Below are 24,982 nucleotides of genomic sequence, written 5' to 3' on the forward strand. Positions count from 1 at the left end.
AATTCACTTGAACGCGATGCCGCAGTCCCGTCCATCCGAACCGCCGCGAACAACCCTCGCGGCGGTTCTTGGTTCCTTTCGGCGTGCCTTCGCCGGCATCGCGCTGATGAGCGGTGTCGTCAACATATTGGCGCTGACCGGCTCGTTCTTCATGCTGCAGGTGTATGACCGGGTCATCCCCGGCCGCAGCGTGCCGACGCTGGTCGGGCTTGCGGTGTTTGCCGGCACGCTCTTCGTCTTCCAGGGCGTGCTCGAACTCATCCGGTCGCGGCTGCTGGTGCGCATCGGCATGGGGCTGGACACGCGGCTTAGCGGCCAAGTCTATACCGCGCTGATGCGGCTGCCGCTGCGTACAAAGCTCGCAGGCGATGGCCTGCAATCCCTGCGCGATCTCGATCAGGTGCGGTCGTTCCTGTCGAGCGCGGGGCCGACTGCGCTTTTTGACCTGCCATGGATGCCGCTCTATCTCGGCATCTGTTTCCTCTTCCATTTCTGGATCGGCATGACGGCGCTCGCCGGCGCCATCATCCTGTTCAGCCTGACGCTGTTTGCCGAGGCCCGCACCCGCGAGCCCGCAAAAGAGGCCAACCGCCAGGCCGCCGCGCGCAACACGCTGGCCGAGGCGACGCGGCGCAATGTCGAGGTGCTGCAGGCGATGGGTTTCGGCTCGCGCATCGCCGAGCGCTGGGCCGATATCAATGCCGCCTATCTCGGCACGAACGCGAAAGCGAGCGATCTCGCCGGCACGCTTGGGACCATCTCAAAGATCCTGCGCATGATGCTGCAGTCCGGCATCCTGGCGATCGGCGCCTACCTCGTCATTCACCAGGAAGCGACCGGCGGCATCATGATTGCAAGTTCCATCATGATGAGCCGGGCGCTGGCGCCGATCGAACTGGCCATCGCGCACTGGAAGAGCTTCATCACCGCCCGCCAGGCCTGGGCGCGGCTCACCCAGCTCCTGGCGCTGCTTCCGGAGGCGGCGACGACCGTTTCTTTGCCGGCGCCAACGGCTGTACTCGTAGTCGAGGGCATCAGCGTCAGCCCGCCGGGCGAGCGGCGCGTGGTCGTGCAGGATGCCGGCTTTGCGCTGGAGAAGGGCGCCGGCCTCGGCATCATCGGGCCGAGTGCTTCCGGCAAATCCTCACTGGTGCGGGCAATTGCCGGTATCTGGCTGCCGGGCCGCGGCGCCGTCCGGCTGGATGGTGCAACGCTTGATCAGTGGTCGCCGGAAGACCTTGGCCGGCATGTCGGCTATCTGCCGCAGGATGTCCAGTTATTCGATGGCACCATTGCCGAAAACATCGCGCGTTTCGAACCGGAGGCACCCTCCGACAAGATATTGTCGGCCGCTCGGGCGGCGGGCGTGCACGACCTGGTGGTCCATCTGCCGGAAGGCTACGAGACACGCATCGGCGAGGCCGGATCGGCCTTGTCGGCCGGCCAGCGGCAAAGGGTGGCGCTGGCGCGGGCTCTTTACGGCGATCCGTTCCTGGTCATCCTCGACGAGCCCAATTCGAACCTCGATGCCGAAGGCGAGGCTGCCCTGACCGAGGCGATCCAGGGTGTTCGCGCCCGCGGCGGCATCGCCGTCGTGGTGGCGCATCGCCCAAGCGCGCTGGCAAGTCTCGACCAGGTCCTGGTCATGGCCAATGGCCGGGTCCAGGCCTTTGGGCCGAAGAACGAAGTCTTGAACAAGATCACTCGGCCGGCCAGTGTCCCCTTGAAGGTCGTGCCCGCAACTGAAGAGAATGTATCCTGATGGCTGCGGCCCCCACAATCGATCGAACCATCCGGCGCTATTTGCTTGGCGGCGTGGCTGCTTGCATCCTTCTCGTCGGTGGCGCGGGCAGCCTGGCGGCGGTCACCGAGCTTTCCGGCGCGGTGATCGCACCGGGAAAGCTGGTCGTCGATTCCAGCGTCAAGAAGGTTCAGCATCCCACCGGCGGCGTGGTCGGCGCCATTCTGGCGCGCGAAGGCGATGCCGTGAAATCCGGCCAGGTTCTGATCCGTCTCGACGAAACCGTCACCCGCGCCAACCTGGCAATCGTCACCAAGGGTCTCGACGAATTCGAGGCGCGTCTCGCACGTCTTGAAGCCGAGCGCGACGACCATGCCGACATTGCCTTTCCGACCTCGTTGACCTCGAGGCTGGATGAGACCGCTGTTGCTCGCGCCATGGCCGGCGAACAGTCGCTGTTCGAGTTTCGCCGGCAGGCTCGCGCCGGGCAGAAGGCGCAGCTGGAAGAGCGCGTCGCGCAGCTTGCCGAGGAGGCCTCGGGGCTCACCGAGCAGCGGACGGCCAAGAGCCGGGAAATAGAGCTGATCGGCACCGAACTCGACAGCATCCGCAAGCTATGGCAGCGCAAACTCGTCTCGATCGACCGCCTGACGGCGCTGGAGCGCGACGCGGTTCGGCTCGACGGTGAACATGGGCAACTGACCGCATCGATCGCCCAGTCCAAGGGCCGCATCGCAGAAACCCGGTTGCAGATCATCCAGGTCGACCAGGACCTGCGCAGCGAGGTCGCGACCGAGCTCCGCGACGTCCAGGGAAAACTATCCGAATTCGTCGAACGCAAGGTTTCGGCCGAAGACCAGCTCAAGCGCATCGATATCCGCAGTCCGCAGGATGGCGTGGTCCACCAGCTTGCCGTCCATACGATCGGCGGCGTCATTTCGCCGGGCGAAGTCATCATGCTCGTGGTGCCGGTGGCGGATGATCTGACGGTCGAGGCTCGCATTGCCCCGCAGGACATCGATCAACTCTCGCAGGGTCAGCACGTGGCACTAAAGCTCTCGGCATTCAATCAGCGTGTGACGCCGGAACTGAACGGCGTGGTCAACGAAATCTCCGCCGATCTCAGCATCGACGAGCGCAGCGGCGCGGGCTTCTACACGGTTCGCGTCAGCCTGCCGCGCAGGGAGCTGAAGAAATTGAAAGGCCTGACCCTAGCGCCGGGCATGCCCGTCGAGGCGTTCTTCTCCACCGGCAGCCGAACCATGCTGTCCTATCTCGTAAAACCGCTGGCCGATCAGATAGCTCGCGCGTTTCGAGAGGAGTGACACTCCTTCCGGGCTCTGTCGGGACTTCAAATGACCGCTTTTCGGCTTCATTGCCCGTAAGCTGACCGACCGTTCACGTGAAGAGTTTCGGGCGCCGGCAGGCGTACGAAAGTCCCCGAGGAAGGAACCCGCGGGCCACAGTCGATGACTATGGGGATTTCGATTTGCGGCTGATGTCGGCGATGGCGTGACCGCCGTAGGGAAGCAGCGCGATGGATGCGGACAGACCGCTTCGTTGCGCCTCCGCGCGGTGTTGTCGGCCCTGTATGCGGCTGGACGCGGCTCTGTGGGCCTTGATGATCACCATTGGCGCGTGTGGATCCGTTGCCGGAGGCTGAGGGCCTGCGGCTGAAGGCTGAACCATTCCATGCCGGGTCATGGCGTGCTGTTCCCGGTCGACCGGGAACCGTGTGGCGGTCCGCGCGGCTGCCTCCACCGTTCGAACGTCTCGATGATGATCATGCGGCCGCCACAGCAGGGGCATGGCGGGCGGAAGTTGTCCGGTTCGTCGCTGGTGTCATCGTCGGACGGTGCGGCGACGTTCAGGAGTTCACGAGCAAGCGCGAGGCTGGCCTTGCGAGCAGAGCCGGCCAGCAGGCCGCAATGCCGGATGCGGTGGAATCCCTTTGGCAACACGTGGAGCAGGAAGCGGCGGATGAACTCGTCGGTCGCAAGCGTCATGAACTGCTGCCGGTCGGCGCCGTTGCGGCGATAGTCCTCACATGAGGGTCATCACGTCAAGTCGGGGCATCATGGCGACATTATTCGTTCCTTATTCGAAGACGGTATCCACGGTCTGAGCCCGGTTGCACGACACTGCCCGATATCCGGGCCTGATCAACCTCACATCCGGTCGCCGCCCAGCGGCTGCACCACTATCCCGCTTTCGGCGGGCAAGGGCTCAGAAGGACGAGACCATTCTTGTAGGCGGCTTGCTTTGAGCCATGGACTACCACGGTTCGTCCCCCTGGATCCGTCAGGGCTAATCAGGCCCTGGGGATGGGAATAACTTTACGTCTGTCGTCGCATCAGGTGGCTTTGATGGCGGCTCCCTCGATGAGAACACCGAACGTCACATATTTCCAGAACGCCACCAGCAGCTTGCGGGCCAGGGCAACAATTGTCGTCGCCTTGCGCTTTCCGGCATTGTGCTTCACCCGTTCCTGGAACCAGCGGCTCAGCATCGAATTCGGCTGGTGACGCAACCACAGCCATGCGAGTTGGACCATTGCTGTTCGAAGACGTGGGTTGCCTGCCTTCGAGATACCCTGCTCACGATTGATTGAACCGCTTTGCCAGGGACTTGCGGCAAGTCCTGCGTAGGATGCGACCTGTCTTCGGTTGTCGAAGTGCCGGGACAGGCATTCGCTGTAGATGACATTGGCGAATTCTGGGCCGATCCCCCTTATGCCGAGCAGCATCGTTGCGGGTTCGGTCAGGGCCGCCTTCTCCTGCGCTAGAACCGCGTCACGCTCGGCCTCCACCGCCTTGATTTGTTCGATCAGTAATTCGAGGCGACCGAGCTCGCGAAGAAGCTGGGCCTTGGTGTGCCGAGGCAGATCGCGACCATCACCCGTGCGGAGCTCCTCAAGGCGCTCGCGGCGATCGCGGCGCCCAGGCTCATAGCCCCGAATGCCCTGGCTAAACAGCAAACCCTTGATGCGGTTGATATGGAGCGTTCGTTCGTCGACGAGTACTTTGCGCTCGCGACCGATCCTGCGACGGTCTTCGTCCTGCGAGGTTGGAACTCGCACCATAGAGCAGACGCGGGGCTCCCCTCGCTTGTAGGCCAACAACGTCCGGATAAGCGTCTCGCCGTCGATCCGGTCTGTCTTCGCCCGCCGGCGCTTGCGCGAGACGGCAATCGAGGCGGCGTCCACGATATGGCTTTCTATCCAATCTTCGCGATCGAGTAAGCGGTGAAGCCAGAATCCATCAAGTCCGGCTTCGTGAATAGATACCACTCGATAGAGCCTGCCAGTCCTGGCCAGCGCTTTGGAACGGAGTTCGTCGATACGTACAAACAGTCCGGCAATGTCGCCACCGACAACCGTGTGCCGGGACATCTTATCGGTGGCACCCGGCGACAGCGAGGTGATCAGCCAGGCTGATTTGCTCAGTTCCAAAGAGATAAAAATTGCGTCAAGCTCGACACGGATAGCGGCAGGCGCTGCAGATTGATCAGTTGTAATAGACATGGTGGGTCTCCAGAGAGTTCAAACAACCTCGCTCTATTACAGCTCCGGTCGCTATCCATACCCTCATGGGATCTTGTAGCGGAAGGTGACGCCGCTCGCGTTGAAGGCGATCAGGCGGCTGTTCGAAATCGCGACCCGGTGGGTGTAGCGCGACAGGTAGGCGAGCACTGCCTCCGGTCCGGCGAACGGCGCCTTGGCGTAGACCACCCAGCGCGTCTTCCGGACGGGAGCAAGGTGGCGCAGGAATGTCTGCCGCTCGGTGAGATGAGCAAGTGTGCCGAAGAAGCCGAGCCGGCTGGCGTCGTGCAGCGCGAGCAGCCGGGTGAGGAACAGGCGTCGGAACAACTTGCCGAGCACGCGCACCGGGAGAAGGAAGGCTGGACGCGACGAGACCCAGCGGCTCCCGTCCGGCGCGATGCCGCCGCCCGGCACGATCATGTGCACGTGCGGGTGGTGGGTCAGCGCCGAGCCCCAGGTGTGGAGGACCGCAGTGATGCCGATGCGCGCACCGAGGTGCTTCCGATCAGCCGCGATCGTCAGCATCGTCTCCGATGCCGCCTTGAACAGCAGGTCGTAGACCAGCGCCTTGTTGTGGAAGGCGATGTCGGCGACCTCGGCGGGCAGCGTGAACACGACATGGAAGTAGCCGACCGGCAGCAGGTCGGCCTCGCGCTCGGCAAGCCATGTCCGCGCGGCTGCGCCCTGGCACTTCGGGCAGTGCCGGTTGCGGCAGGAGTTGTAGGCGATGCGCCACTGGCCGCAGTCCTCGCAGGCCTCGACGTGACCGCCGAGGGCTGCGGTGCGGCAATGCTCGATCGCCGACATCACCTTGAGCTGGACGAGGCTCAGGTGACCTGCATGGGCGGCCCGGTAGGCGGGTCCGGCAGCACGGAAGATGTCGGCGACCTCGATCGAGGCGCGCACGGATTAGCCACCGGGCGAGGTCTCTCCCGGCTTGAACAGGCCGAGCTTGTCGAGCGGGCTCGTCACGGCACGCACCGTCCGGGTCGCAACCTTCGCGTAAAGGGCGGTGTTGTTGAGCTTGGCGTGCCCGAGCAGGACCTGGATGATCCGGATGTCGGTGCCGTCCTCCAGCAGGTGGGTGGCGAAGCTGTGACGCAGCGTGTGCGGCCCGACCCGCTTGGCGATGTCGGCGGATTGGGCCGCCTCGACGACTATGCGATAGAGCTGCCGCGTACTGATCGGCTTCATCGCGTGCTGCCCGGGAAACAACCAGCCGTCGCGATGCATTACGCCCTGCTGCCGCCCGACCTTCCACCACTCACGCAGAAGCGTGAGCAGATCCTCCGAGAGCATGGCGTTGCGATACCGCCCGCCCTTGCCGCGTTCGACGCGCAGCAGCATGCGCTCGCTGTCGACGTCGGCGACCTTCAGCATCGACACCTCCGCGACACGCAGGCCGGCCCCATAGGCGACCGAGAGTGCCGCCTGGTGCTTGAGGCAGGTGGTGGCGTTGAGCAACCGGGCAACCTCGTCGCGGCTCAGCACCACGGGCAGGTTACGCGGATGCGACAGCCGGACGAGCCGGCGCGCCAGGTCCGGGCGGTCGAGCGTGTGGGTGAAGAAGAAGCGCAGCGCTGACACGATGCTGTTCATCGTCGGAACCGGAACGCCGTCCTCCTGCTGCTCGATCTGAAACCGGCGCAGGTCATCGGTGGTCGCTGTGTCTGGTGATCGCCCAAGGAACGTCGCCAAGCGTCCGATGTCGCGGAGATAGTTGCGTTGCGTCTCCCCGGAGAAACGCCGCATGTTCATGTCGTCGATCAGCCGCTGGCGAAGTGGACTGATAGGTGCATCAAGAACAGGATAGGGCATGGTCAGGCTCCTTGTTGAAGAAGCCCGCGATGCTCTGCTGCTGCCGAACCACCCTCAATGCGAGCGCGACGCCCGGCTCGTGATCTCTACCTCACCCCACGCGCCCATCCCGCGCAGCGGGTTCGTTGTGTGCCCAGCATGTTCAACCGCTTGGGGGTGAAAGTCCCCTTGCCAACCTGATGGAGGTGAAGGCTTAGCAAAGCGCAAGGGCATTACCGCGAGGTGGTGTCTGAAGGAAGCGTGGAGCAAAACCGCGACCTGACGAACAGAAACCGGATATGAGGCATCCCTGGCCGGACGAGCGGGCAACGTGTCGCGAAGTCCATATCCATCAAGGGGCAGGGCTGTAGATCCGGCAGGTGCGCGGGGAAGGCGATTGAACTTACCTGGGGAGGCCTGCGTCATGTTCCGACTTCGGAACTGAGGGAACCGCAAGGTGACCTGACCGTGATGCAGGAGTCAGCAGAGGGCGTAGTAGGTGATGCTGTCGGCAAGGCTAGTGAGGCACTCCAAGCCGAAAGGCGGAGCAAACGGATAGGCCGAGCCGGAAACGATGACCGAAGGCCCGAACGATTGGAAGTGGCAAATAGGACTGGCAACTCATGAGTGGAAAGCGGCAGAAGACCCAGTACTCACTGGCCCTGGAACCGAGGGACCGGGGTGAAGCCCCTGTCAGCGGTTACCAAGGGGCCGAACCACTCGTGGCGAAGTCGGCACCCGAAAGCCCGGCCTGGACAGAACAACTAATGGAGACGGTATGTAGCCGAGAGAATCTGGAAACAGCGTGGAAACGCGTTCGAAGCAACAAGGGCGGTCCAGGCGTGGATGGGATGACCATCGATGACGCCAAGGGCTACCTGCGTGAGCACTGGCCAAGCATCCGGTCTCGATTGCTCGAAGGAACCTATCAGCCGCAGCCGGTCAAGCGGGTCGAAATCCCCAAGCCGGAGGGCGGGGTCAGAAAACTCGGCGTGCCTTGCGTCGTCGACAGACTGATCCAGCAAGCCCTGCTGCAGGTTCTCCAGGAGCAGTGGGACCCGACGTTCTCCGAGCACAGCTACGGCTTCCGCCCAGGACGCTCCGCCCATCAGGCGGTAGCCCAATCGCAACGCTACGTTGCCGAGGGCTACAGCCACGTGATTGACATCGATCTCGAAAAGTTTTTCGACCGAGTCAATCACGACAGCCTGATGGCGCGCGTCGCCGCGCGGGTATCCGATAAGCGCGTGCTCAAACTCATCCGCGCATTCCTCAATGCGGGGGTGATGGAGGATGGCTTGGTCCGTCCGGTGGACGAGGGGACCCCGCAAGGTGGCCCGCTCTCGCCCCTCCTAAGCAATCTCCTGCTCGACGACCTCGACAAGGAACTGGCCCGAAGGGGTCTCCGCTTCTGCCGCTATGCGGATGACTGCAACATCTATGTTCGCAGCCGCCGCGCCGGCGAACGGGTCATGACCTCTGTCGGCCGGTTCCTGACCAAGAAGCTGCTGCTGAAGGTCAACGAGGCGAAGAGCGCGGTGGCGCGACCGGAGGAGCGGAAATTCCTTGGGTTCAGCATCTCAAATGACGGGAGCGAACGGCGCATCGCGCCAAAGGCCCTCGACAAATTCAAGGCGCTGATCCGGGACATGACACGCCGGACACGGGGAATCAGTCTGCCGCAGATGATCAAGGAGCTGAAGTCATACCTCATCGGATGGCGCGGCTACTTTGGCTTCTGCCAGACCCCACGGGTGCTTACGAACTTGGAAGCGTGGACCCGCCGGAGACTACGCATGTATCTCTGGTGGCAATGGGGGAACGGGCACAACCGCTTCAAGGAACTACGTCGTCATGGCGTACCAAAGTTCGGAGCTGCGGTTGCCGCCGGTTCACCGACGGGATTCTGGCGCATGTCAGGACACCCGGCGGTCCAACAGGCCCTGCGCAACCATTACTTCGAGTCTCTCGGTCTCCCTCGACTTCATGTCTCTGCCCAAGCTTAATACGATCGAACCGCCGTGGTACGGACCCGTATGCCCGGTGGTGTGGGAGGGGCGGCGTCGCGAGGCGTCCCCCTATCCCGATCGTCGGCCCAATTGCCGCCGTCTGGAGCATGTCTCCGAACGTTCATAAACCAGGTTAGCTACAGTCGACTATTTGGCGTCACGGAACCATACGGAACGGATGCGGGAAGATTTCTGATTTTGGCCCACGAAAAACTCAACAAAATCAACGTTTTTTATTCGCCCTCCGGGCCCACCATAACCTTTGATTTTATGAACAGCCAAATTAGTTTTGATGCGCGCCACAATTTGATTTGACGCAGGCGCAATAGAAATGCGCTCTAAGTCTATGGTTCGTAAAGAAATTCCCGTGGTCTCCCCTCCATATTTCGTGCGGCTGCCTCAGTTTCGCCATATAAAAGACTGGATCGCTGTCTGTTGCAAATCACTTGAATCAAAGTGCACTTCGTACTGCTGAGGCGGCAAATCACGGCTGCTTCGTGCCACAATTGTTCTCTGACGCGACCGGAGGCCACTCCCTCAACAAAAGAGAGTGGATTCTGGTGAATGACAGATCGAGCTTTGGGCTGCCACGAGGTCGAAAAGCGTCAAATTTCGACACGTTCAGTCGATCCAAAGGAAGCTGAATCAAAATCTTAGATCATCGCGCGACAGCAGCGACAATGGGATCCGTATTCCCGGTCCCTTGTTGCCTTCACTCGCCATGAACTCCGCCCCTCGTGCCTCTAGTGCGGCTTGAACGCGCTGCAACGTCCTGACTGTGACACGATCGTTGCTTTCAAGTCGCAGAATGGTCCGTTCCGCAAGGCCGGACAATTTGGCGAGGTCGGGACGGCTGATGCCAAGGGCGACTCGAGCTGCATAGAGCATTTCGTTGGGAACAATCATTTAGTTTGCCGTGCCGGGTTTCGATGATCGGCGCATTCGATCACACGAATCCTTCCGTCACAAATTGGCGTCCTCACGCCAATTATATGCGTATGGACGCCGATTGACCGACGCCGTATGTCTGTCTCGCTGCTTCCCGCGAATCACTAAGGATCCGAATGGACCGGATCCTTGATCGGACATCGGAGGACTATGATGCTGCTGTTTGGTCTCCAAACGCCAACCGATGCGATGTTCACCTTCCAGGTCGCCCGCCTTGTCGCATTGGCCGCTGATTTGGAGCGCGTCCGCCTCGGCGTGCTTCCGGCGGCGATGGCAAATGAGGATGCCCCCATCCTCGATCGATGGATTCTTGCCCAAAGGATTGTTCCCTCCCTTGCCGGGCTCTCGACCGGCCATCCGCGGCTCGGAGGCGAGAACCGGCTGATCGGCACGTCGGATCTCTGGCTGCTATCCGAAGACCGGGCCTGGGCGCGGACGCTCTCAAGATGGTACCGCCTCGGGCGTCCTGCCGAACAGTCCGGCCTCGATTCTTGACTGCCCCGGCCATGACATTCAAGGATTCGACTTTCGACCGTCATTTCGACCGACGCCAGAAGGCTGCGAAAGCCCGCTTGCATCTTCCGAGTGAGGATGAGTTGCTGCGCGGCATGGCGTTCTTTGGCGATCGTCTCCAAGACGATATCCGGGAATACGCTAGCCGCCTGTCACGGCGGATGAAGAAGCGCGGTCGCGTCGAACTTTTGGCTCTTGCCAATTGTCTCGACGACCTCGCCACCGAGCAATCCGAGGAGGGCGTCAAAAGTGTCGAAGCCGCGCTCGACACCGCCGAAGTCGTAAAGGGGATTCCGACCGAGGCCTGCCGCCTGCGCTGTCAATTCTACCTTGGGGTGTTTGGCGATCCGCAGGCTGCAGCTGTGATAGCAAGCGAAACGGCATCGATGGCGATCGAAGTCGTAAAGGGGATTCCGACCGAGGCCTGCCGCCTGCGCTGTCAATTCTACCTTGGGGTGTTTGGCGATCCGCAGGCTGCAGCTGTGATAGCAAGCGAAACGGCATCGATGGCGATGCGCGACTTCGATGAGAGCAGAGGCCCGCGAATGCTTTGGCGCGCGCTGGCGTGGAGCATGCTGTCACGTACTCTCGTCTCTTCGCGCTACCTCGCAATCTTCCATGTCCCGCATCCGCAGCATTCGCTGTTCCGGATGCTTCTGAATTTTGAAGCCGAGTTCAAGTCCGCGATCCTGCACGCACGGCTGACGGACGAACCGACGAACAAAGAGGCGTCGGCCAAGAAGGCGTCTAGAAATGTCGAGATCGAGTACCTCATCGAGGACGATGCGGAAACCAAACCCGCGCCGAATGCTGCCGTGGTTGTCATTCCTTCCATCGGCAACGCGACAACATCGGAAGGAAAGCGCGTATTGAGCGAGTTCCAAGAACTCGTCCAGCGCGGATTGCCGCTTCCAGCTGCATCCGACCTCTCCATTCCTCGCATGCAGCTTGTGTCCGAATTCCCCTGGGTCGCAGCGTTGGCCGACGACATCCTGAACCGCCTCGTCGGCAGGGGACATGCATACGTACGACCAACAATCCTGGTCGGCTCGCCCGGATGCGGCAAGACGCGCTTCGCGAGAAGGCTGATCGAGGAACTCCGGATCCCATACGAGCTGGTTCCCTGCGGCGGCTTGGGCGACAGTGCCGTCGGAGGTACAGCGCGGCGATGGTCGTCAGGTGAACCGAGCTTAGCCATCATGGCGGTGCGCCGGCATGAATGCGCTGGGCCCGCAATCATCCTCGATGAGATCGAGAAGGTGGGCACCAGTCGTCACAACGGCAATGTGCATGATGTCCTGATCGGTTTGCTCGAGAAGGAAACATCGCGGCGCTGGTTCGATCCCTACGTCGAGGCTAACTGCGATCTCTCGCATGTGTCCTGGGTGATGACGGCGAATGAGGTGGGAAGTGTCCCGGCGGTGATGCGGGATAGATGTCGGATCCTGCGATTTCCGGAGCCAGGCCGCGACCAGTTGCCGTTGCTGGCATCCCGCATTCTGGAACGCCTCTACTTCGAGGCAGGGCACGATCCGCGTTGGGTAACGCCGCTCGAAGGATTCGAACTCGCAGCGCTGGCCAACAACTGGCCAGGCGGGTCGATCAGGAAACTTGAGCGGCTCGTCGAGAAGCTTGTCGAGGCGCGTGAACGACATTGGGGCCGGCAATGAGCTGGCGCCGGGAAAACAATCGGCAGCGATAGGGGCTGGCACAGGACGCAACTGAATGAATGCTCGCGAAGCAAGAGGCTTTCTGCACCGACCCCGCAGTGAGGTGGAAGGATCATCGCTCGTCGATCATCCGCCCCAGGGCAGATCAAAGCACAACTTGATGAAGCGCGGGATTCCTATGGCGAATCCGTCGGCGCCTGCATCACAGCGGCCACTCGCGTTCGGCAGGTACATGGCCAGCGAAGCGCTGCTCGGGCTTCTTGGCCATACCGAAAGCTGCCTCGCCCTCATCAGGGCCGGCCCCATCGCTTCCTGTGACTGCAGAACCGCGCACATGGAGGATCCAGCGATCGCCCTCGAGGTGACGAGGCATTATGCCCGCATAGCCATCGCGACCGGGTGGCCGATCCCGACGGTGATCCTCGAACTGCTGACCTGCCACGTCATGGACGCAAACCCTGCCTGTACCGAGTTGGCGGAATGGCTTGAGGCGCTGGTCTTCTGGACCCCCCGCCGCAGGCGAACAATCACCAGGGTGCGGACCATTCATGAACCATCGTCGGGAAGCTCGTCGAGGCCAGCCAGTTCCATCGGGCACGGCAACGATCGAAAGGATTGGAAGATGAAAAAGCGTCGGATGCCACGTCTCTCGCGACAGCATCGTAGCAAGAAGACCAGAGCTGTCGAGGCTGCGGGTGACGCCGGCATTTCCGCTGAAAGGGCTGCAGACGCTGTTGGCAGCGCGGACAGTGTTCTCGGGGACGCTCTGCTTTTGCGATTGCTGCAGCTCCAGTTCCGGACGTCCGTCCATGAAGCCGCCCATGCGGTAGCGCGCCTCCATCTCGATCTTGGAACCATCGTGAAGATTACCATCGAGGCTCCGGAAGGTGGCTATGTCACCGGGACTATGCCTGAAGAGCAGACCGAGGCGATGCTCACCGGCGTTCTCATCACAGCACTCGCCGGCCGAGCAGCGGAGGAAGTGATCGTGGGGTCGGTCGCCGCCGGATCCGGCTCTGAGTCCTGCGATCTAGCAGCTGCGACCGCATTGGCGTTCGACATGGAGACCGTGATGGGCTTTTCGAAGAAATGGCCGCTGCTCTACCGCAAGGTCGAGGACCGGACATCGCTTCTCGCGACAGACGAAGATCTGGCGGAGCGGGTGAATGCGCGGCTGGAGAGCGCCTATGCCGTCGCCCGAAAAATGGTCGTCAACCAGGAGATCGCGATCGATTTCCTTGGCGAGATCTTGCTGGCACGAAAGACGCTGGAGGGAGATGAACTCGACGCCGTGCTCCAGGAAGTGAAGCAGCGGATCGTCGCGACGCCCGGGTGATCCGACAAACGGTCGCAAAACACCGTGCTTTGACGAGTCCAGGATTCGTGGAGCTTTGGCGCGCCCGCATGAATGAAATCAAGGCTTCGATCCTATGAAAATCTGGCTGTTCTCTGACTTGCATCTTGAATTTGCCGATCTGCGGCAGCCGCTGACGATCCCGGGCGCAGACGTCTGCGTCGTGGCGGGAGACCTTTACCGCGCTCCAGCCAATGGCGCCCACTGGCTGGCCAAGCACATAGCGCCCTCCATGCCGTGCGTTTACGTCGCGGGCAACCACGAATTCTATAAAGGGTCGATCAAAGAGGCCCTGGAAGACGGGCGCGCCGCCGCCGCGCAGTTCGAGCACGTGCATTTCCTGGAGAACGACGCTGTCGTTATCGAGGGCGTTCGCTTCGTCGGCGCGACGCTCTGGACAGACTATCGGATCGAGGGGCATCCGGAACTCGCCATGGTCCACGCGCGCGAACGCATGAACGATCACAGGCTGATCGCGAAACAACGGAATCCCTGGCAAAGATTCTTGCCGGAGACGGCGTTTCGGATGCATCGCGAGTCACGCGCGTTCATCAACTCTGCCCTGAAGGCCGATCCGATCGAGACCGTCGTCGTCACCCACCACCTCCCGCACGCGAAATCGATTCCTTCGAGATTCAAGGGTGACCTGCTGAATGCCGCCTTTGCGTCGGACCTGTCCGAGGTGATCGAGAGTGGTCGACCCGCACTCTGGGTCCATGGGCACACGCATGATAGCTGTGATTACAAGGTCGACAGTACGCGCATCATCTGCAATCCACGCGGATATGAGGATGAAAACGGCGCGTTCGATCCGGCGCTGGTCGTGAGGATATAGCCTATGGATGAAGGCGAAGAATTGACCGTAGCTCACCTTTGAACGCCAAGTAATGGATGGCTGCTTCGCGCCCAATGCACAAACCCGCTTCGCGGGAGGGTCGCCTGTTTCTGAAATGGCGCGGTATTCATAGGCCTTGAGCGGGTAGAGCCCGCGATCCGACCATGGAGTTCCCTTCAACGAGAGGAACTTGCCATGGCTACCCTGTCGACCGATGCTCCGACCACGCCGCTTCGCCAGCGCATGCAGCAAGACATGCTGATGCGGGGTCTGGGACCGCATACGCAGCAGGACTATGTTCGTCATATCCGGCGCTTCGCCGCGTTCCTTGGCCGCGCTCCCGACACCGCCATGACCGAGGACATCCGGTGCTTCCAGTTGCATCAGCATGAGAGCGGCGTCGGTCCTGCGACGATCAACGGCGCGGTCTCGGCCCTGCGCTTCCTGTTCACGGTGACGCTGAAGCGACGCGATCTGGCCCGCGCACTGGTGGTCACCCGATATCCGCGCAAGCTGCCCGACGTGCTGAGCGTGGAGGAAGCGGCGCGGCTGCTCGAGGCGGCGCCAGGCATCAAGTACAAGGCCGCGCTCGGTGTCGCCTATGGCGCAGGCCTGCGCGTATCCGAGGTCGCGCACCTCAAGGTCGACGACATCGACTCCACACGCATGCTGATCCGCGTCGAACAGGGCAAGGGACGCAGGGACCGCAACGCCATGCTCTCGCCGCAACTGCTGGAACTGCTGCGGCTGTGGTGGCGCGAAGGCAAGCGGCGCGGGGTCATGCTCCCCCATGGCTGGCTGTTCCCGGGGCGCGGCTGCACGGCGCCGATCTCGTCGCGGCAACTGCACCGCGCGGTCCAGGAGGCAGCCGAAGTCGCCGGCATCCGCAAGCGTGTCAGCCCGCACACGCTGCGTCACAGCTTCGCCACCCACCTGCTTGAGCAGGATGTCGACATCCGCGTCATCCAGGTGCTGCTCGGGCACAGCAAGCTCGATACCACCGCGCTCTACACCAAGGTCTCGACCCGGACGATCCATGCGGTCGCAGGGCCGCTCGACCGGCTGATGGCGCTGATGGAAGGCAAGACGCCTCCCGGCTGAACCGTGCGCGCCTCGATCGAGGTCGCCGACATCTTCCGTGCTGCCGGCCCCGCCTATCGGGTCGCCCATGCAGGTCACCTGAGCTTCCATCAGCTGAAGGTGATGTCGGCGATCGAGCATTGCCGCACCGCGGCGCTCGGCGGTCACGTCGAGGCCTGCGAGGACTGCGGCCAATGGCGGATCGCCTATAACTCCTGCCGCAACCGGCACTGTCCCAGATGCCAGGGCGCGGCGGCACGGACATGGCTGGCCGAGCGCGAGGCCGACCTGCTGCCGGTCGGCTACTTCCACGTCGTGTTCACGCTGCCTGCCGAAGTCGCCGACATCGCGTTCCAGAACAAGGCGCTCGCCTATGACCTGCTGTTCAAGGCAGCGTCGGAGACGATGCTGACCATCGCGGCCGATGCGAAGCACCTTGGAGCCAGGATCGGCATCACCGCCGTGCTCCACACCTGGGGCTCTGCGATGACACACCATCCGCACGTGCACATGATCGTACCGGGCGGCGGCATCGCGCCCGGCGGAAAGCGCTGGGTCTCGTCGCGGCCGGCCTTCCTGCTTCCGGTGCGCGTTCTCGGCAAGCTGTTCCGCCGGCTCTTCCTCACCCGGTTGATGGCGCTGCACGACGCCGGGCGGCTCAGCTTCTTCGGCGCAATTGCTCATCTCGCGGAACGGCGGGCATTCCTGCGGCACCTGTCGCCAGTCCGGAAGAAGCGCTGGGTGGTCTACGCCAAGGCACCGTTCGCGGGACCGGAGGCGGTGCTCGCATACCTGTCGCGCTATACTCACCGGGTCGCGATATCGAACAGCCGCCTGATCGCCTTCGACGAGAGCGGCGTCACCTTCCGATACAAGAACTACCGCCGCGACGGCGTGGACCGGCAGCAGGTCATGACGCTTGGCCCCGACGAGTTCGTCCGCCGCTTCCTGCTCCATGTCCTGCCGCGTGGCTTCCATCGCATCCGACACTACGGCCTGCTTGCCGGCTCCGCTCGCAAGGCTAGCCTCGCGCTTGCGCGCGAACTCCTGAACGTCGCCGCACCGTCCGATGACGACACCACGGACGAACCGGACGACTTCCGCCCGCCATGCCCCTGCTGTGGCGGCCGCATGATCATCATCGAGACCTTCGAACGATGGAGGCAGCCGCGCGGGCCGCCACACGGTTCCCCGTCGACCGGGACCAGCACGCCATGACCCGGCATGGAATGGTTCAGCCTTCAGCTGCAGGCACTCAGCCTCCGGCAACGGATCGACGCACGTCTATGGTGATTATCGACGCCGACAGAGCCGCGCCCAGCCGCTCACCGTCCCGACAACACCGCGCGGAGGCGCAACGAAGCGGTCTGTCCGCATTCACCCCAGAGCTTCCTGACGGCGGTCGCGCCATCGCCGACATCAGCTGCAAATCGAAATCCCCATAGACATCGACTGTGGCCCCGCGGGTTCCTGCATGAGTGGCTTTCGTACGCCTGACGGCACCCGAAACCCTTCCCAAGGTCGGACGTCGAGGTCAGTTCTGCGGCGGCCTGAAAGCAGACATCGTGGGCGCCGACACAGGAGGTCCTGGCTGCGCTTCCGCGGGTACTCGTTGGGCAATATTCACACCTGTCGGGAGATGTCGACCACAATTCGTTCATGTCGGTGTGGCCCAGAACTTCCCGTCACCCTCGCGACGCAAGCAGCGCTTCCACGGTCGCGAGATAGAGTTCGCCAGCGCTGTCCGGATTCGCAGTCGCCTGCATAATCTTCATTGCGGATGATTTGATGCCAGGCGCCTTAAGGGCCGCCCTGATGATCGAGCTGTACTGCTCGGTTGTCTGTGGTCCGGAAACAACCATTCCAGCGCCGAGTTTCACGATGCGATCGGCCGTGATGAACTGTTCCAAATAGATAGGCATAAGGAGCATCGGAATGCCTTGCGCAAGGCACTTGCCGGCCAGGCCGTTACCGCCGTTGGAAATGCAAAGCGATGTTTCCGGAAGGAGGTTCTCGAGGTCTAGCATGTCGTTGTAGATCTTCACATTGGCGCCTGAAGGCGGCAATTCGCCTTTGGGTACACCCGGAAAGACGCAGATCGCTTCTACGTCGGCTCTTCGCAGCCCATCAATGAGTGGCAGCAACTGTTCTAATCCATCATGAAGATAGGCAAAGACTTTGGAGTCTGATTTTGAGACCCATTTTTCCCGCTTGCCCGATTGGGGGGAGTCGATAGCCCCTATGTAGCGAACGTCGGGTCTCACGCCGTAGGGATCGAGCTCTTTGATGCTGCTGATGAGGCGTGGTGTTGTGGCAAATAGCGAAGAGAGCGAAGGAAGCGCCGCAATCCCCCGCCGTGAAAGAACCTGATTTACCGCCGCGAGCGCGCGGTTTTGGCTCTGCAGCAAATGGTCCGGGTTTGCCTGCCGCCAGTGAATTAGGCTTGGAAACGGGTCGAATGCGGGAGGGATTTCAAAGCCTGTCCCTACAAGCATCGCCCGAATGCCTAACGCTCTCGCTGCAAGCAGTGCAGTCGGTGCATGGTCTGCGATCAGCAGATCAGGTTTATAGAGAGACAAGGTGGTGATCCAAGAGCGCAGGAGGCCGTCCAATTCGTCAGCACCGTCATAGCCCGAGGCCAAAAGGATATCGGCGTAGCTGTTTGTGGGTGGAAGTGTCTGCGGCTTCGCTTGGTATATGGGCGCTTGCAAAAAGTGGAAGTTGGGCTGCGCGAGCACATTGCGGGCAATTGTCGTGTTCCGTGCCACAAAGAGAACCGGATGCCCGCAGCCCCGTAGCGCGCCCGCAACGTGGACATGGCGAAGGAGATGGCCGTGATTGTCGCCTAGTTCCCAAGCGAATACGACTCGAGAACCGCAACTCTTCCTCATTGATACATTTCCCATCATCTTCTGGCTTCTTTGGCAATGACTGACGTCATTAATCAACTGGTTCTATGAAGTATGAGATTTTGTATAATTTTTAATTGTCCAGATAGCCTATCAGAACAGTATTAGTTAGTACTAATGTACCTCACCGCTACCAAAAAAGAATTTTCCTCGCTTATAGTCATTTCAGCTTGAAACGAAATTTGAAGTCAATATAGTCATGGCTGATTTCCTTAAACGTCACAACAAAAGCGGTTGAACTGTCGGGTGGGCTCTGATGCTAGTGGATTGATCGGGACAGAAGAGTCCTTTTTGGGATTCCCCGGATCGCTTCGGCATGCGACATTGCGGGATGCGCACTGGTATCAGCATCGACATCACGGCTTCGGACAGAATTCGGCTTGAAGGGATCGTCGCAGCACGGAGTTCGCCTCAGAAGCATGTCTGGCGAGCGCGGATCATTCTGTTGAGCGGTGATGGCCTGGGGACCGCCGCGATCATGACGATGACAGCCAAGTCGAAGACCTGCGTGTGGCGCTGGCAGGAGCGCTTCATGAACGAAGGCGTCGACGGCCTGCTGCGCGACAAGACGCGGCCACCGGGCATTGCACCGCTTCAGTCTGTGCTGGTCGACAGGGTCGTGGCGCTGACACTCGATCCGCCAGACCACGAGGCGACGCACTGGACGGTCCGCGCGATGGCGAAGGCGGTCGGCATCGCGGCGTCTTCGGTGGTGAAGATCTGGCACGACCATGGCCTTGCGCCTCACCGCTGGCGCAGCTTCAAGCTGTCCAACGACAAGGCGTTTGCCGAGAAGCTTCACGATGTGGTCGGGCTCTACGTCTCGCCCCCCGCTCATGCCATCGTGCTGTCGGTCGACGAAAAGAGCCAAATCCAGGCGCTCGACCGCACTCAGCCGGGGTTGCCGCTGAAGCGCGGTCGCGGGGCGACAATGACGCACGACTACAAGCGCAACGGCACGACGACCCTGTTCGCCGCGCTCAACGTCCTCGATGGCTCGGTGATCGGCCGTAATATGCAGCGCCATCGCCATCAGGAGTTCATCCGCTTCCTCAACGCCGTCGAGGCTGAACTTCCGCCCGACAAGGCCGTCCATGTGATCCTCGACAACTATGCCACTCACAAGCAGCCCAAAGTACGCGCTTGGCTGGCCAGGCATTCGCGCTGGACCTTCCATTTTGTGCCGACATCCTGCTCATGGCTCAATGCTGTCGAGGGCTTCTTCGCCAAGCTCACACGCCGCCGGCTGAAGCACGGTGTCTTCTACTCCGTCGTCGATCTCCAGGCCGCCATCAATCGCTTCATCACCGAGCACAATCAGCAATCCCGACCGTTCGTCTGGAGAGCCGACCCACACAAAATCATCGCCGCCGTCAGGCGCGGGCACCAAACGTTGGAATCAATCCACTAGCGAGGACATTCCAAGGCTTCGAGGCGAGCTGAAATCTGCTCACGCATGTCTGGCCGATTGAGTCCAGTGAGAGCATAGCGCTACGAGATTAGATAGCGGCTTGCGCGGACGCGGTGACTAATATCTTCGTGCAGGAGATACGACCATCGCAGTAGCGCATTGTGCAACGCCAGGTCTGGCGGTCCAAGATGGAGGTCTACGATGAATAGGTTTGCGAGTTCGTTGATATCGATGTCATGCCTATTACTGACGTCTGCGACACACTCATCTGCAACCACCGTTCAATTTTCGATTTCTTCCGACCCGAAGACATTTGTTCACATATTATTCAAAGGGGGTTTTGTCGATAAGCGCGTTCTGTATTGCTATATAGATTATAAAATGGATGGAAACACCATAAGCGACAATTGCGAATATGCTTTTCTCAGGTTTAAGTCGGTCGCAAGCAAACAAAGCTTAGGTCAACTTGACGAAAAGGACAAAAAGCTTCGTGAAAAAATCATCACCTTGGTAGGCGAAAAGGGGAAGATCGATGGAATTTTCTGACGTAAAAGGGCATATACGGCCAGATATATATTTTCCAGACGATCTATTCAACGATGTTTACTTGAAAATGATCGAGTCGTGCTACAACGGATCGCCGACTGTTAAGAATATTCTTGATAACATGGTTACCAATGGCCAATTCCTTGATGTAGTATATGACCCTGGCGGGGGAAATCGATCTGATCTTGGGGGGTACAAGATCTATTGGGATGCTGGTGTCATAGATTATTTTGTTACTGCAAATGGCGATATGTTTCGAATTAGCGATCAGCGCTTCTTCGTGCACGAATTGGGCCATGCGGTGGGTATAAGCCCAAGCGACGCAATCCCCAACTACACTACGCCCGGTAGAGATTATGCGACTGAATCCATAATTTTCGAAAATGGCGTGATGCATGAGCTCGGGGACGTCAACGAGAGGCGCTCCTACACAGGTGCACTTCTTGAAGCCAACGTTGTCGGTGAGCAAATTGATGTTACATCGGATTTGGTGCCTAACGCGCGCGTTGACACTATTATCTGTGATATACCAGGTTACAATGCTGTAGATCTGTTCGACAAGGTCAATCCGGTTTTGGTTCTCGGTCTTCATGGCGACGACTTTATTCGTGCTGGCCAAGGGAATGATTTTCTGTATGGCGGAACTGGAGTGGATACCATCCGAGGCTCCGATGGAAACGATTTCATCGAAGGCGGCAAGGAGATGGCCGGAGATGGGAGCGATCTTCTTATTGGGGGTAACGGAATTGACCATCTCTACGGCGGCGCTGGCGACGACATTCTCATTGGCGGACGGGACCCTGCTCTCTGGGATGGAGTTCCCGCCAACATAACTCCGTCAGCTGACGACGGAGACGCAGATTATCTGGCGGGAGGAACCGGCCACGACACATACATAATGACTGGCGCCCAAGCTTCTGGTGGCGGAGTCTCCCCTTACTTTGACAAGAACATCGGAACTGGGAGCGCGGCATGGCTGAAACTTGGAATAGGCTTCTATGTCGATACAATTTACGACGCCGACGGGGACGGAACAATAACGAACATATTCGGGACAGGAAACGCACTTAACAATACGCTTGCCTACGATGCCTATGCGTCTTTCGTCACAGCGCAAGAGTATCAGACATTGCATCCTGGCTACTACGCGCCCTCGACTTTGGGCGGCTTGTCCGTTCTTTACAATCCGGATTATCTAATCGATCCGAACGCCGGAGAATATTGGGGCGTCGTGTCCGGAAGCGTGACCATACAAATGCGGAGTATGGTCGATCCGAGCGTACAGTCCGACTACGTGATCATGCTCGGCGGTTACGGAAACGTCATGACCGAAGGGTTCCATGAGCCGCTCTATGCAATCGAGGTACCTCATCTGCCCGAGGGGCAGCAGCTCCAAGCCTTGCAAATGCAGACACTCCTGGATTCGCCGGAGCCTGTTTTCTTCATAGGCGATGGCACGAATGAAACGCTTGCTGGCGACGTGCTTGATGACGAAATTTACGGCGAAGGCGGTAATGACCACATTTCCGGATACGGTGGCAGCGACTATCTCGATGGTGGAAGCGGTAACGATAGCCTCTATGGCGGCGATGGTGACGATGCTTTGCTTGGTCGCGACGGTGCCGACTATCTCGAAGGCGGAAATGGGGACGACTATTTGATCGGCGGCTCCGACGAGGATGTTCTTGTCGGAGGCTATGGCGCTGACGTGCTGTACGGCGATGATGGCGCGGATCACTTAAAGGGTGAGCTCGGCGATGACTACATCGACGGCGGAGCTGGTGCCGATATCCTGATAGGCGGTTCCGGCGACGATACAATCGTCGCCGATATCAATGACACCGCTTTCTCGGGTGGCGAGGGACACGATGTTCTGATCGTCGAAGGAAATGTGGACTTCATCTATTCCCTCGCTCAAGGTGCGTTCGAGGATGTCACCTCAGGGGGCGGCGACGACGTACTAACAGGCACCAGCGGCGACAATCAGATCGATGCTGGCGCAGGAAACGACACGATTTTCGCTGGAGCCGGTGACGACAGCATATATGGAGGCGATGGCACCGACACCGCGATCTTTTCGGGCAATTTGGCGAACTTCACGATAGAGGTTGATACCCAATACGGCTATGCCCTCGTCTACAATGACGTGGAATTCGACTACGTGGAAAACGTCGAATTCCTGAAATTCGACGACTATCTGGTCGACGTCGCCGACGTCGAAAATCCAGTTGCCGTCACGCCCCCGGCGCCGCCGACAGCGGGAACCTGGGCCGCCGCCGATGATCGCTTCTGGACCGACGCGGGAACATCGATCGTCATTGACTTCAGAGCCAATGACACGGTCCCCGTTGGCGTTGACGTTAACGCCTATACGTCAGGGCAACCGGCGCACGGATCTATCTTCTGGAACGGCTCTGCATACACGTATCAGCCAGATGCAGGTTTTTCGGGAATAGACTGGTTCTCGTACGGATTGTACGACGGCGACAATCACGACCAGAACATGACTGGCGAGGGGGCTGTCGTTACGATCCATGTCGGACAGCCTTACGACCCCAGCGATCATACCGGCGTTTCGGCGAACGTGGGTGGCACGAATGGCTACACGTTCTTCGGTACTGGACTGGACGACACGGTAACGTTCACGCCCAGCGAAGATCCGTATGACAACACCAACGCATACGCCGATGGCAGGAGTGGCGACGACACGCTCGTCCTTGATGGCGACGTAGAGTACTACAGCATCCAAGGCCAGGGCGATTCCTTCGTCGTCAACGATCGCCGCATTGATGGAAAATCCATAGATATCAAAAATATAGAGTACCTGAAATTCAACAACACGGCGGCATTGTCGATTGCCGACATTGCGGCCGATGCGGGCTTCAACGTTGGAGATGCGTGGGTCGTTTCCAAGCCAGTTGTACTGCCCGAGGATCAGTGGACCGTCAGCGACGACAGGTTCGGCGTAGCGGCGAATATGCCTGCGGCGCCCGATCTAACAGGCAACGACATCATTCCCGGCGGTGTGGGCTATCAAGTGCACATCCTGTCCCAGCCTACGCACGGATTCATCAACAGCAGCCAGTATGACCCAGTTACTGGTTGGGGTGACAGTGGTTACAGTGACTATAGCCCGGATACAGGCTTCATTGGCATCGATATGTTCCAATACGAGCTACTCGATGCGAGCGGCAACTCAATGACGCCGAGCGGTGGCGCGATGGCTGTGGTGTTTGTCGGTCAGCCTTTCGATCCGAACAGCACCACCGGGCTCACCATAAGTGCGGGCTACAGCATTGTCGGTTCAAATTTCGATGACACGGTCAATTTCAGTGGTGGCAATGGAAACTACATCGACGCCAAGGCAGGAAACGACGTCGTCACTTTCAGCGGCAATGAAGCGGACTACCAAATTCAAGCGCAGGGCGAACATTTCACTGTCAGCGACATCGCGACGGGTGAAAGTATACAGTTCACCAATGTGGAGCACATCATCTTCAATGATAGCTCCCTGATATCGTTGGCGGATATCGTCGCCAATTCCGGCTATGACCCTGGCGAAAGCTGGGCGGAGGCACAGCCGATCAGCGGGCCGCCCGCTGGTGTCACCGAGAGCGTTGGCAATGGCAACGGCACCTATTTCGGAGGAACAAACTTCGACGACACCGCGCTGTTTACCGGCGGCAATACGTCCTTCGCCGACGGCGGGGCTGGTGACGACACCATGGTCTTCGCAGGCGACGTCGCGGACTATCGCATCCAGGGCAATGACGATCATTTCTGGGTTTACAACACAGCGAACGCCAGCTCCGAGGTGATCGAATTCACCAATTTCGAACACCTGCAATTCGCCGACGCCGGGCGGCTCGCACTATCGGATATCATTGTTGCCGCCGGGCATGAACCAGGTGACGTCTGGCCGGATTCGACACCGATCAACGTTCCAGGCGCCAACGGCGGTACGTGGGTGGCGAACGATGATCGCTTCTGGACCACGTCCGGAACGTCGGTGGTTCTCAACATGACCGGCAACGACACCGTCCCCACGGGTGCGCACTACAACGCCTCGGTCTGGGATCAACCTCATCATGGGTCCATCAGCTTCAACGGGACCAACTACGTCTACACGCCGGACAGCGGTTTCACCGGCGTGGATTGGTTCACCTATGGCCTGACCGATGCGGACAACAACGATGAGGTCAAAACAGACGTCCCCGGCTTCGGCATCATCCATGTTGGGCAATCCTACGATCCCAACAACGATGAGGGCGTGTCAGGTTCCGTGGGAGCCGCGGGCTATTTCGGCGGATCGCGCTTCAACGATATCGTCAACTATAGCGCCGGGAATGGATCCTTTGTCGACGGCAAGGGAGGCGACGACATCATCGTTTTTGACGGCGATATCCAGGATTTCCGCATACAAGGCAATGGCGACAGCTTCTGGATCTACAACGACAGCAATCCCAGTCAGTCCGAGGTGATCGAATTCACCAACGTCGAATACATCCAGTTCAACGGGACGGCGGCCTATTCCCTCGCCGACGTCGTCGCCGCCGCCAACCACAGCCCCGGTGACTTCTGGTTCGATTCCGAGCCCATCGGCGGGCTGGTCTGATCCTGCCTGGCGG

Annotated in this window: 15 protein-coding genes and 2 pseudogenes; 11 read left to right on the forward strand and 6 right to left on the reverse strand. The window is 60.1% G+C overall.

Annotated elements, in window-relative coordinates; translation table 11 throughout:
* Positions 1–16: 16 nt before the first annotated feature.
* Both ACFOJ9_RS06025 and ACFOJ9_RS06030 read left to right on the forward strand, forming a co-directional pair.
* Positions 17–1,762, forward strand: coding sequence for a type I secretion system permease/ATPase (locus ACFOJ9_RS06025; protein WP_378987593.1), 1,746 nt, complete (start codon positions 17–19; stop codon positions 1,760–1,762).
* Entirely contained in the window at positions 1,762–3,066 is a 1,305-nt protein-coding gene (locus ACFOJ9_RS06030) for an HlyD family type I secretion periplasmic adaptor subunit (protein ID WP_378977624.1), read from the forward strand. The genes ACFOJ9_RS06025 and ACFOJ9_RS06030 overlap by 1 nt, the downstream gene beginning before the upstream one ends.
* Positions 3,067–3,441: 375 nt before the next feature.
* On the opposite strand, the pseudogene ACFOJ9_RS06035 reads toward ACFOJ9_RS06030, so the two are convergent.
* The 4 genes and pseudogenes from ACFOJ9_RS06035 to ACFOJ9_RS06050 all read right to left on the reverse strand — a co-directional run.
* Positions 3,442–3,786 (reverse strand): annotated as a pseudogene (locus tag ACFOJ9_RS06035) (transposase); the annotation flags it as partial.
* A gap of 308 nt (positions 3,787–4,094) precedes the next feature.
* Positions 4,095–5,264 carry an IS110 family transposase gene (locus ACFOJ9_RS06040; protein ID WP_378977626.1) on the reverse strand — a complete coding sequence of 390 codons (1,170 nt, stop codon included), beginning with the start codon at positions 5,262–5,264 and terminating at the stop codon, positions 4,095–4,097.
* Between the two features lie 72 nt (positions 5,265–5,336).
* Positions 5,337–6,188, reverse strand: a pseudogene (locus tag ACFOJ9_RS06045) (IS91 family transposase); the annotation flags it as partial.
* A gap of 3 nt (positions 6,189–6,191) precedes the next feature.
* The gene (locus ACFOJ9_RS06050) at positions 6,192–7,100 is read right to left on the reverse strand and encodes a tyrosine-type recombinase/integrase (RefSeq protein ID WP_378977628.1); all 909 of its coding nucleotides are present in this window, start codon (positions 7,098–7,100) and stop codon (positions 6,192–6,194) included.
* A 746-nt stretch (positions 7,101–7,846) separates the two neighbouring features.
* On the opposite strand from ACFOJ9_RS06050, the gene ltrA reads away from it, so the two are divergent.
* On the forward strand, positions 7,847–9,085 hold the full coding sequence (gene ltrA / locus ACFOJ9_RS06055; RefSeq protein WP_378987596.1) for a group II intron reverse transcriptase/maturase: 1,239 nt from the start codon (positions 7,847–7,849) through the stop codon (positions 9,083–9,085).
* A 648-nt stretch (positions 9,086–9,733) separates the two neighbouring features.
* On the opposite strand, the gene ACFOJ9_RS06060 is transcribed toward ltrA, so the two are convergent.
* Positions 9,734–9,994 carry a helix-turn-helix domain-containing protein gene (locus ACFOJ9_RS06060; protein WP_378977630.1) on the reverse strand — a complete coding sequence of 87 codons (261 nt, stop codon included), beginning with the start codon at positions 9,992–9,994 and terminating at the stop codon, positions 9,734–9,736.
* A gap of 195 nt (positions 9,995–10,189) precedes the next feature.
* Here ACFOJ9_RS06060 and ACFOJ9_RS06065 point away from each other — a divergent pair, with 195 nt between their 5' ends.
* The 6 genes from ACFOJ9_RS06065 (at position 10,190) to ACFOJ9_RS06090 (ending at position 16,706) form a co-directional block, all read left to right on the forward strand.
* Complete coding sequence (locus tag ACFOJ9_RS06065; RefSeq protein WP_378977632.1) at positions 10,190–10,531, forward strand: DUF6634 family protein; 342 nt, start codon at positions 10,190–10,192, stop codon at positions 10,529–10,531.
* An 11-nt stretch (positions 10,532–10,542) separates the two neighbouring features.
* Positions 10,543–12,219 (forward strand): AAA family ATPase, encoded by a 1,677-nt coding sequence (locus tag ACFOJ9_RS06070; RefSeq protein ID WP_378977634.1) that lies wholly within the window; start codon positions 10,543–10,545, stop codon positions 12,217–12,219.
* A 232-nt stretch (positions 12,220–12,451) separates the two neighbouring features.
* Positions 12,452–13,555 (forward strand): hypothetical protein, encoded by a 1,104-nt coding sequence (locus tag ACFOJ9_RS06075; protein ID WP_378977636.1) that lies wholly within the window; start codon positions 12,452–12,454, stop codon positions 13,553–13,555.
* 94 nt (positions 13,556–13,649) lie between these two features.
* Complete coding sequence (locus tag ACFOJ9_RS06080) at positions 13,650–14,408, forward strand: metallophosphoesterase (protein ID WP_378977638.1); 759 nt, start codon at positions 13,650–13,652, stop codon at positions 14,406–14,408.
* 195 nt (positions 14,409–14,603) lie between these two features.
* Complete coding sequence (locus tag ACFOJ9_RS06085) at positions 14,604–15,509, forward strand: tyrosine-type recombinase/integrase (protein WP_378977640.1); 906 nt, start codon at positions 14,604–14,606, stop codon at positions 15,507–15,509.
* Positions 15,510–15,512: 3 nt separating this feature from the next.
* Positions 15,513–16,706: an IS91 family transposase gene (locus ACFOJ9_RS06090; RefSeq protein ID WP_378977642.1), complete on the forward strand. Its 1,194-nt coding sequence runs from the start codon at positions 15,513–15,515 to the stop codon at positions 16,704–16,706.
* A gap of 467 nt (positions 16,707–17,173) precedes the next feature.
* On the opposite strand, the gene ACFOJ9_RS06095 is transcribed toward ACFOJ9_RS06090, so the two are convergent.
* Complete coding sequence (locus ACFOJ9_RS06095) at positions 17,174–18,256, reverse strand: glycosyltransferase (RefSeq protein WP_378977644.1); 1,083 nt, start codon at positions 18,254–18,256, stop codon at positions 17,174–17,176.
* 472 nt (positions 18,257–18,728) lie between these two features.
* Here ACFOJ9_RS06095 and ACFOJ9_RS06100 point away from each other — a divergent pair, with 472 nt between their 5' ends.
* Both ACFOJ9_RS06100 and ACFOJ9_RS06105 read left to right on the forward strand, forming a co-directional pair.
* Positions 18,729–19,808, forward strand: coding sequence for an IS630 family transposase (locus ACFOJ9_RS06100; RefSeq protein ID WP_378977646.1), 1,080 nt, complete (start codon positions 18,729–18,731; stop codon positions 19,806–19,808).
* Positions 19,809–20,340: 532 nt separating this feature from the next.
* Positions 20,341–24,969: an Ig-like domain-containing protein gene (locus ACFOJ9_RS06105; protein ID WP_378977648.1), complete on the forward strand. Its 4,629-nt coding sequence runs from the start codon at positions 20,341–20,343 to the stop codon at positions 24,967–24,969.
* Positions 24,970–24,982 lie beyond the last annotated feature (13 nt).

This window comes from Mesorhizobium cantuariense, assembly GCF_042647205.1.
Classification (GTDB): Bacteria; Pseudomonadota; Alphaproteobacteria; order Rhizobiales; family Rhizobiaceae; genus Mesorhizobium; species Mesorhizobium cantuariense.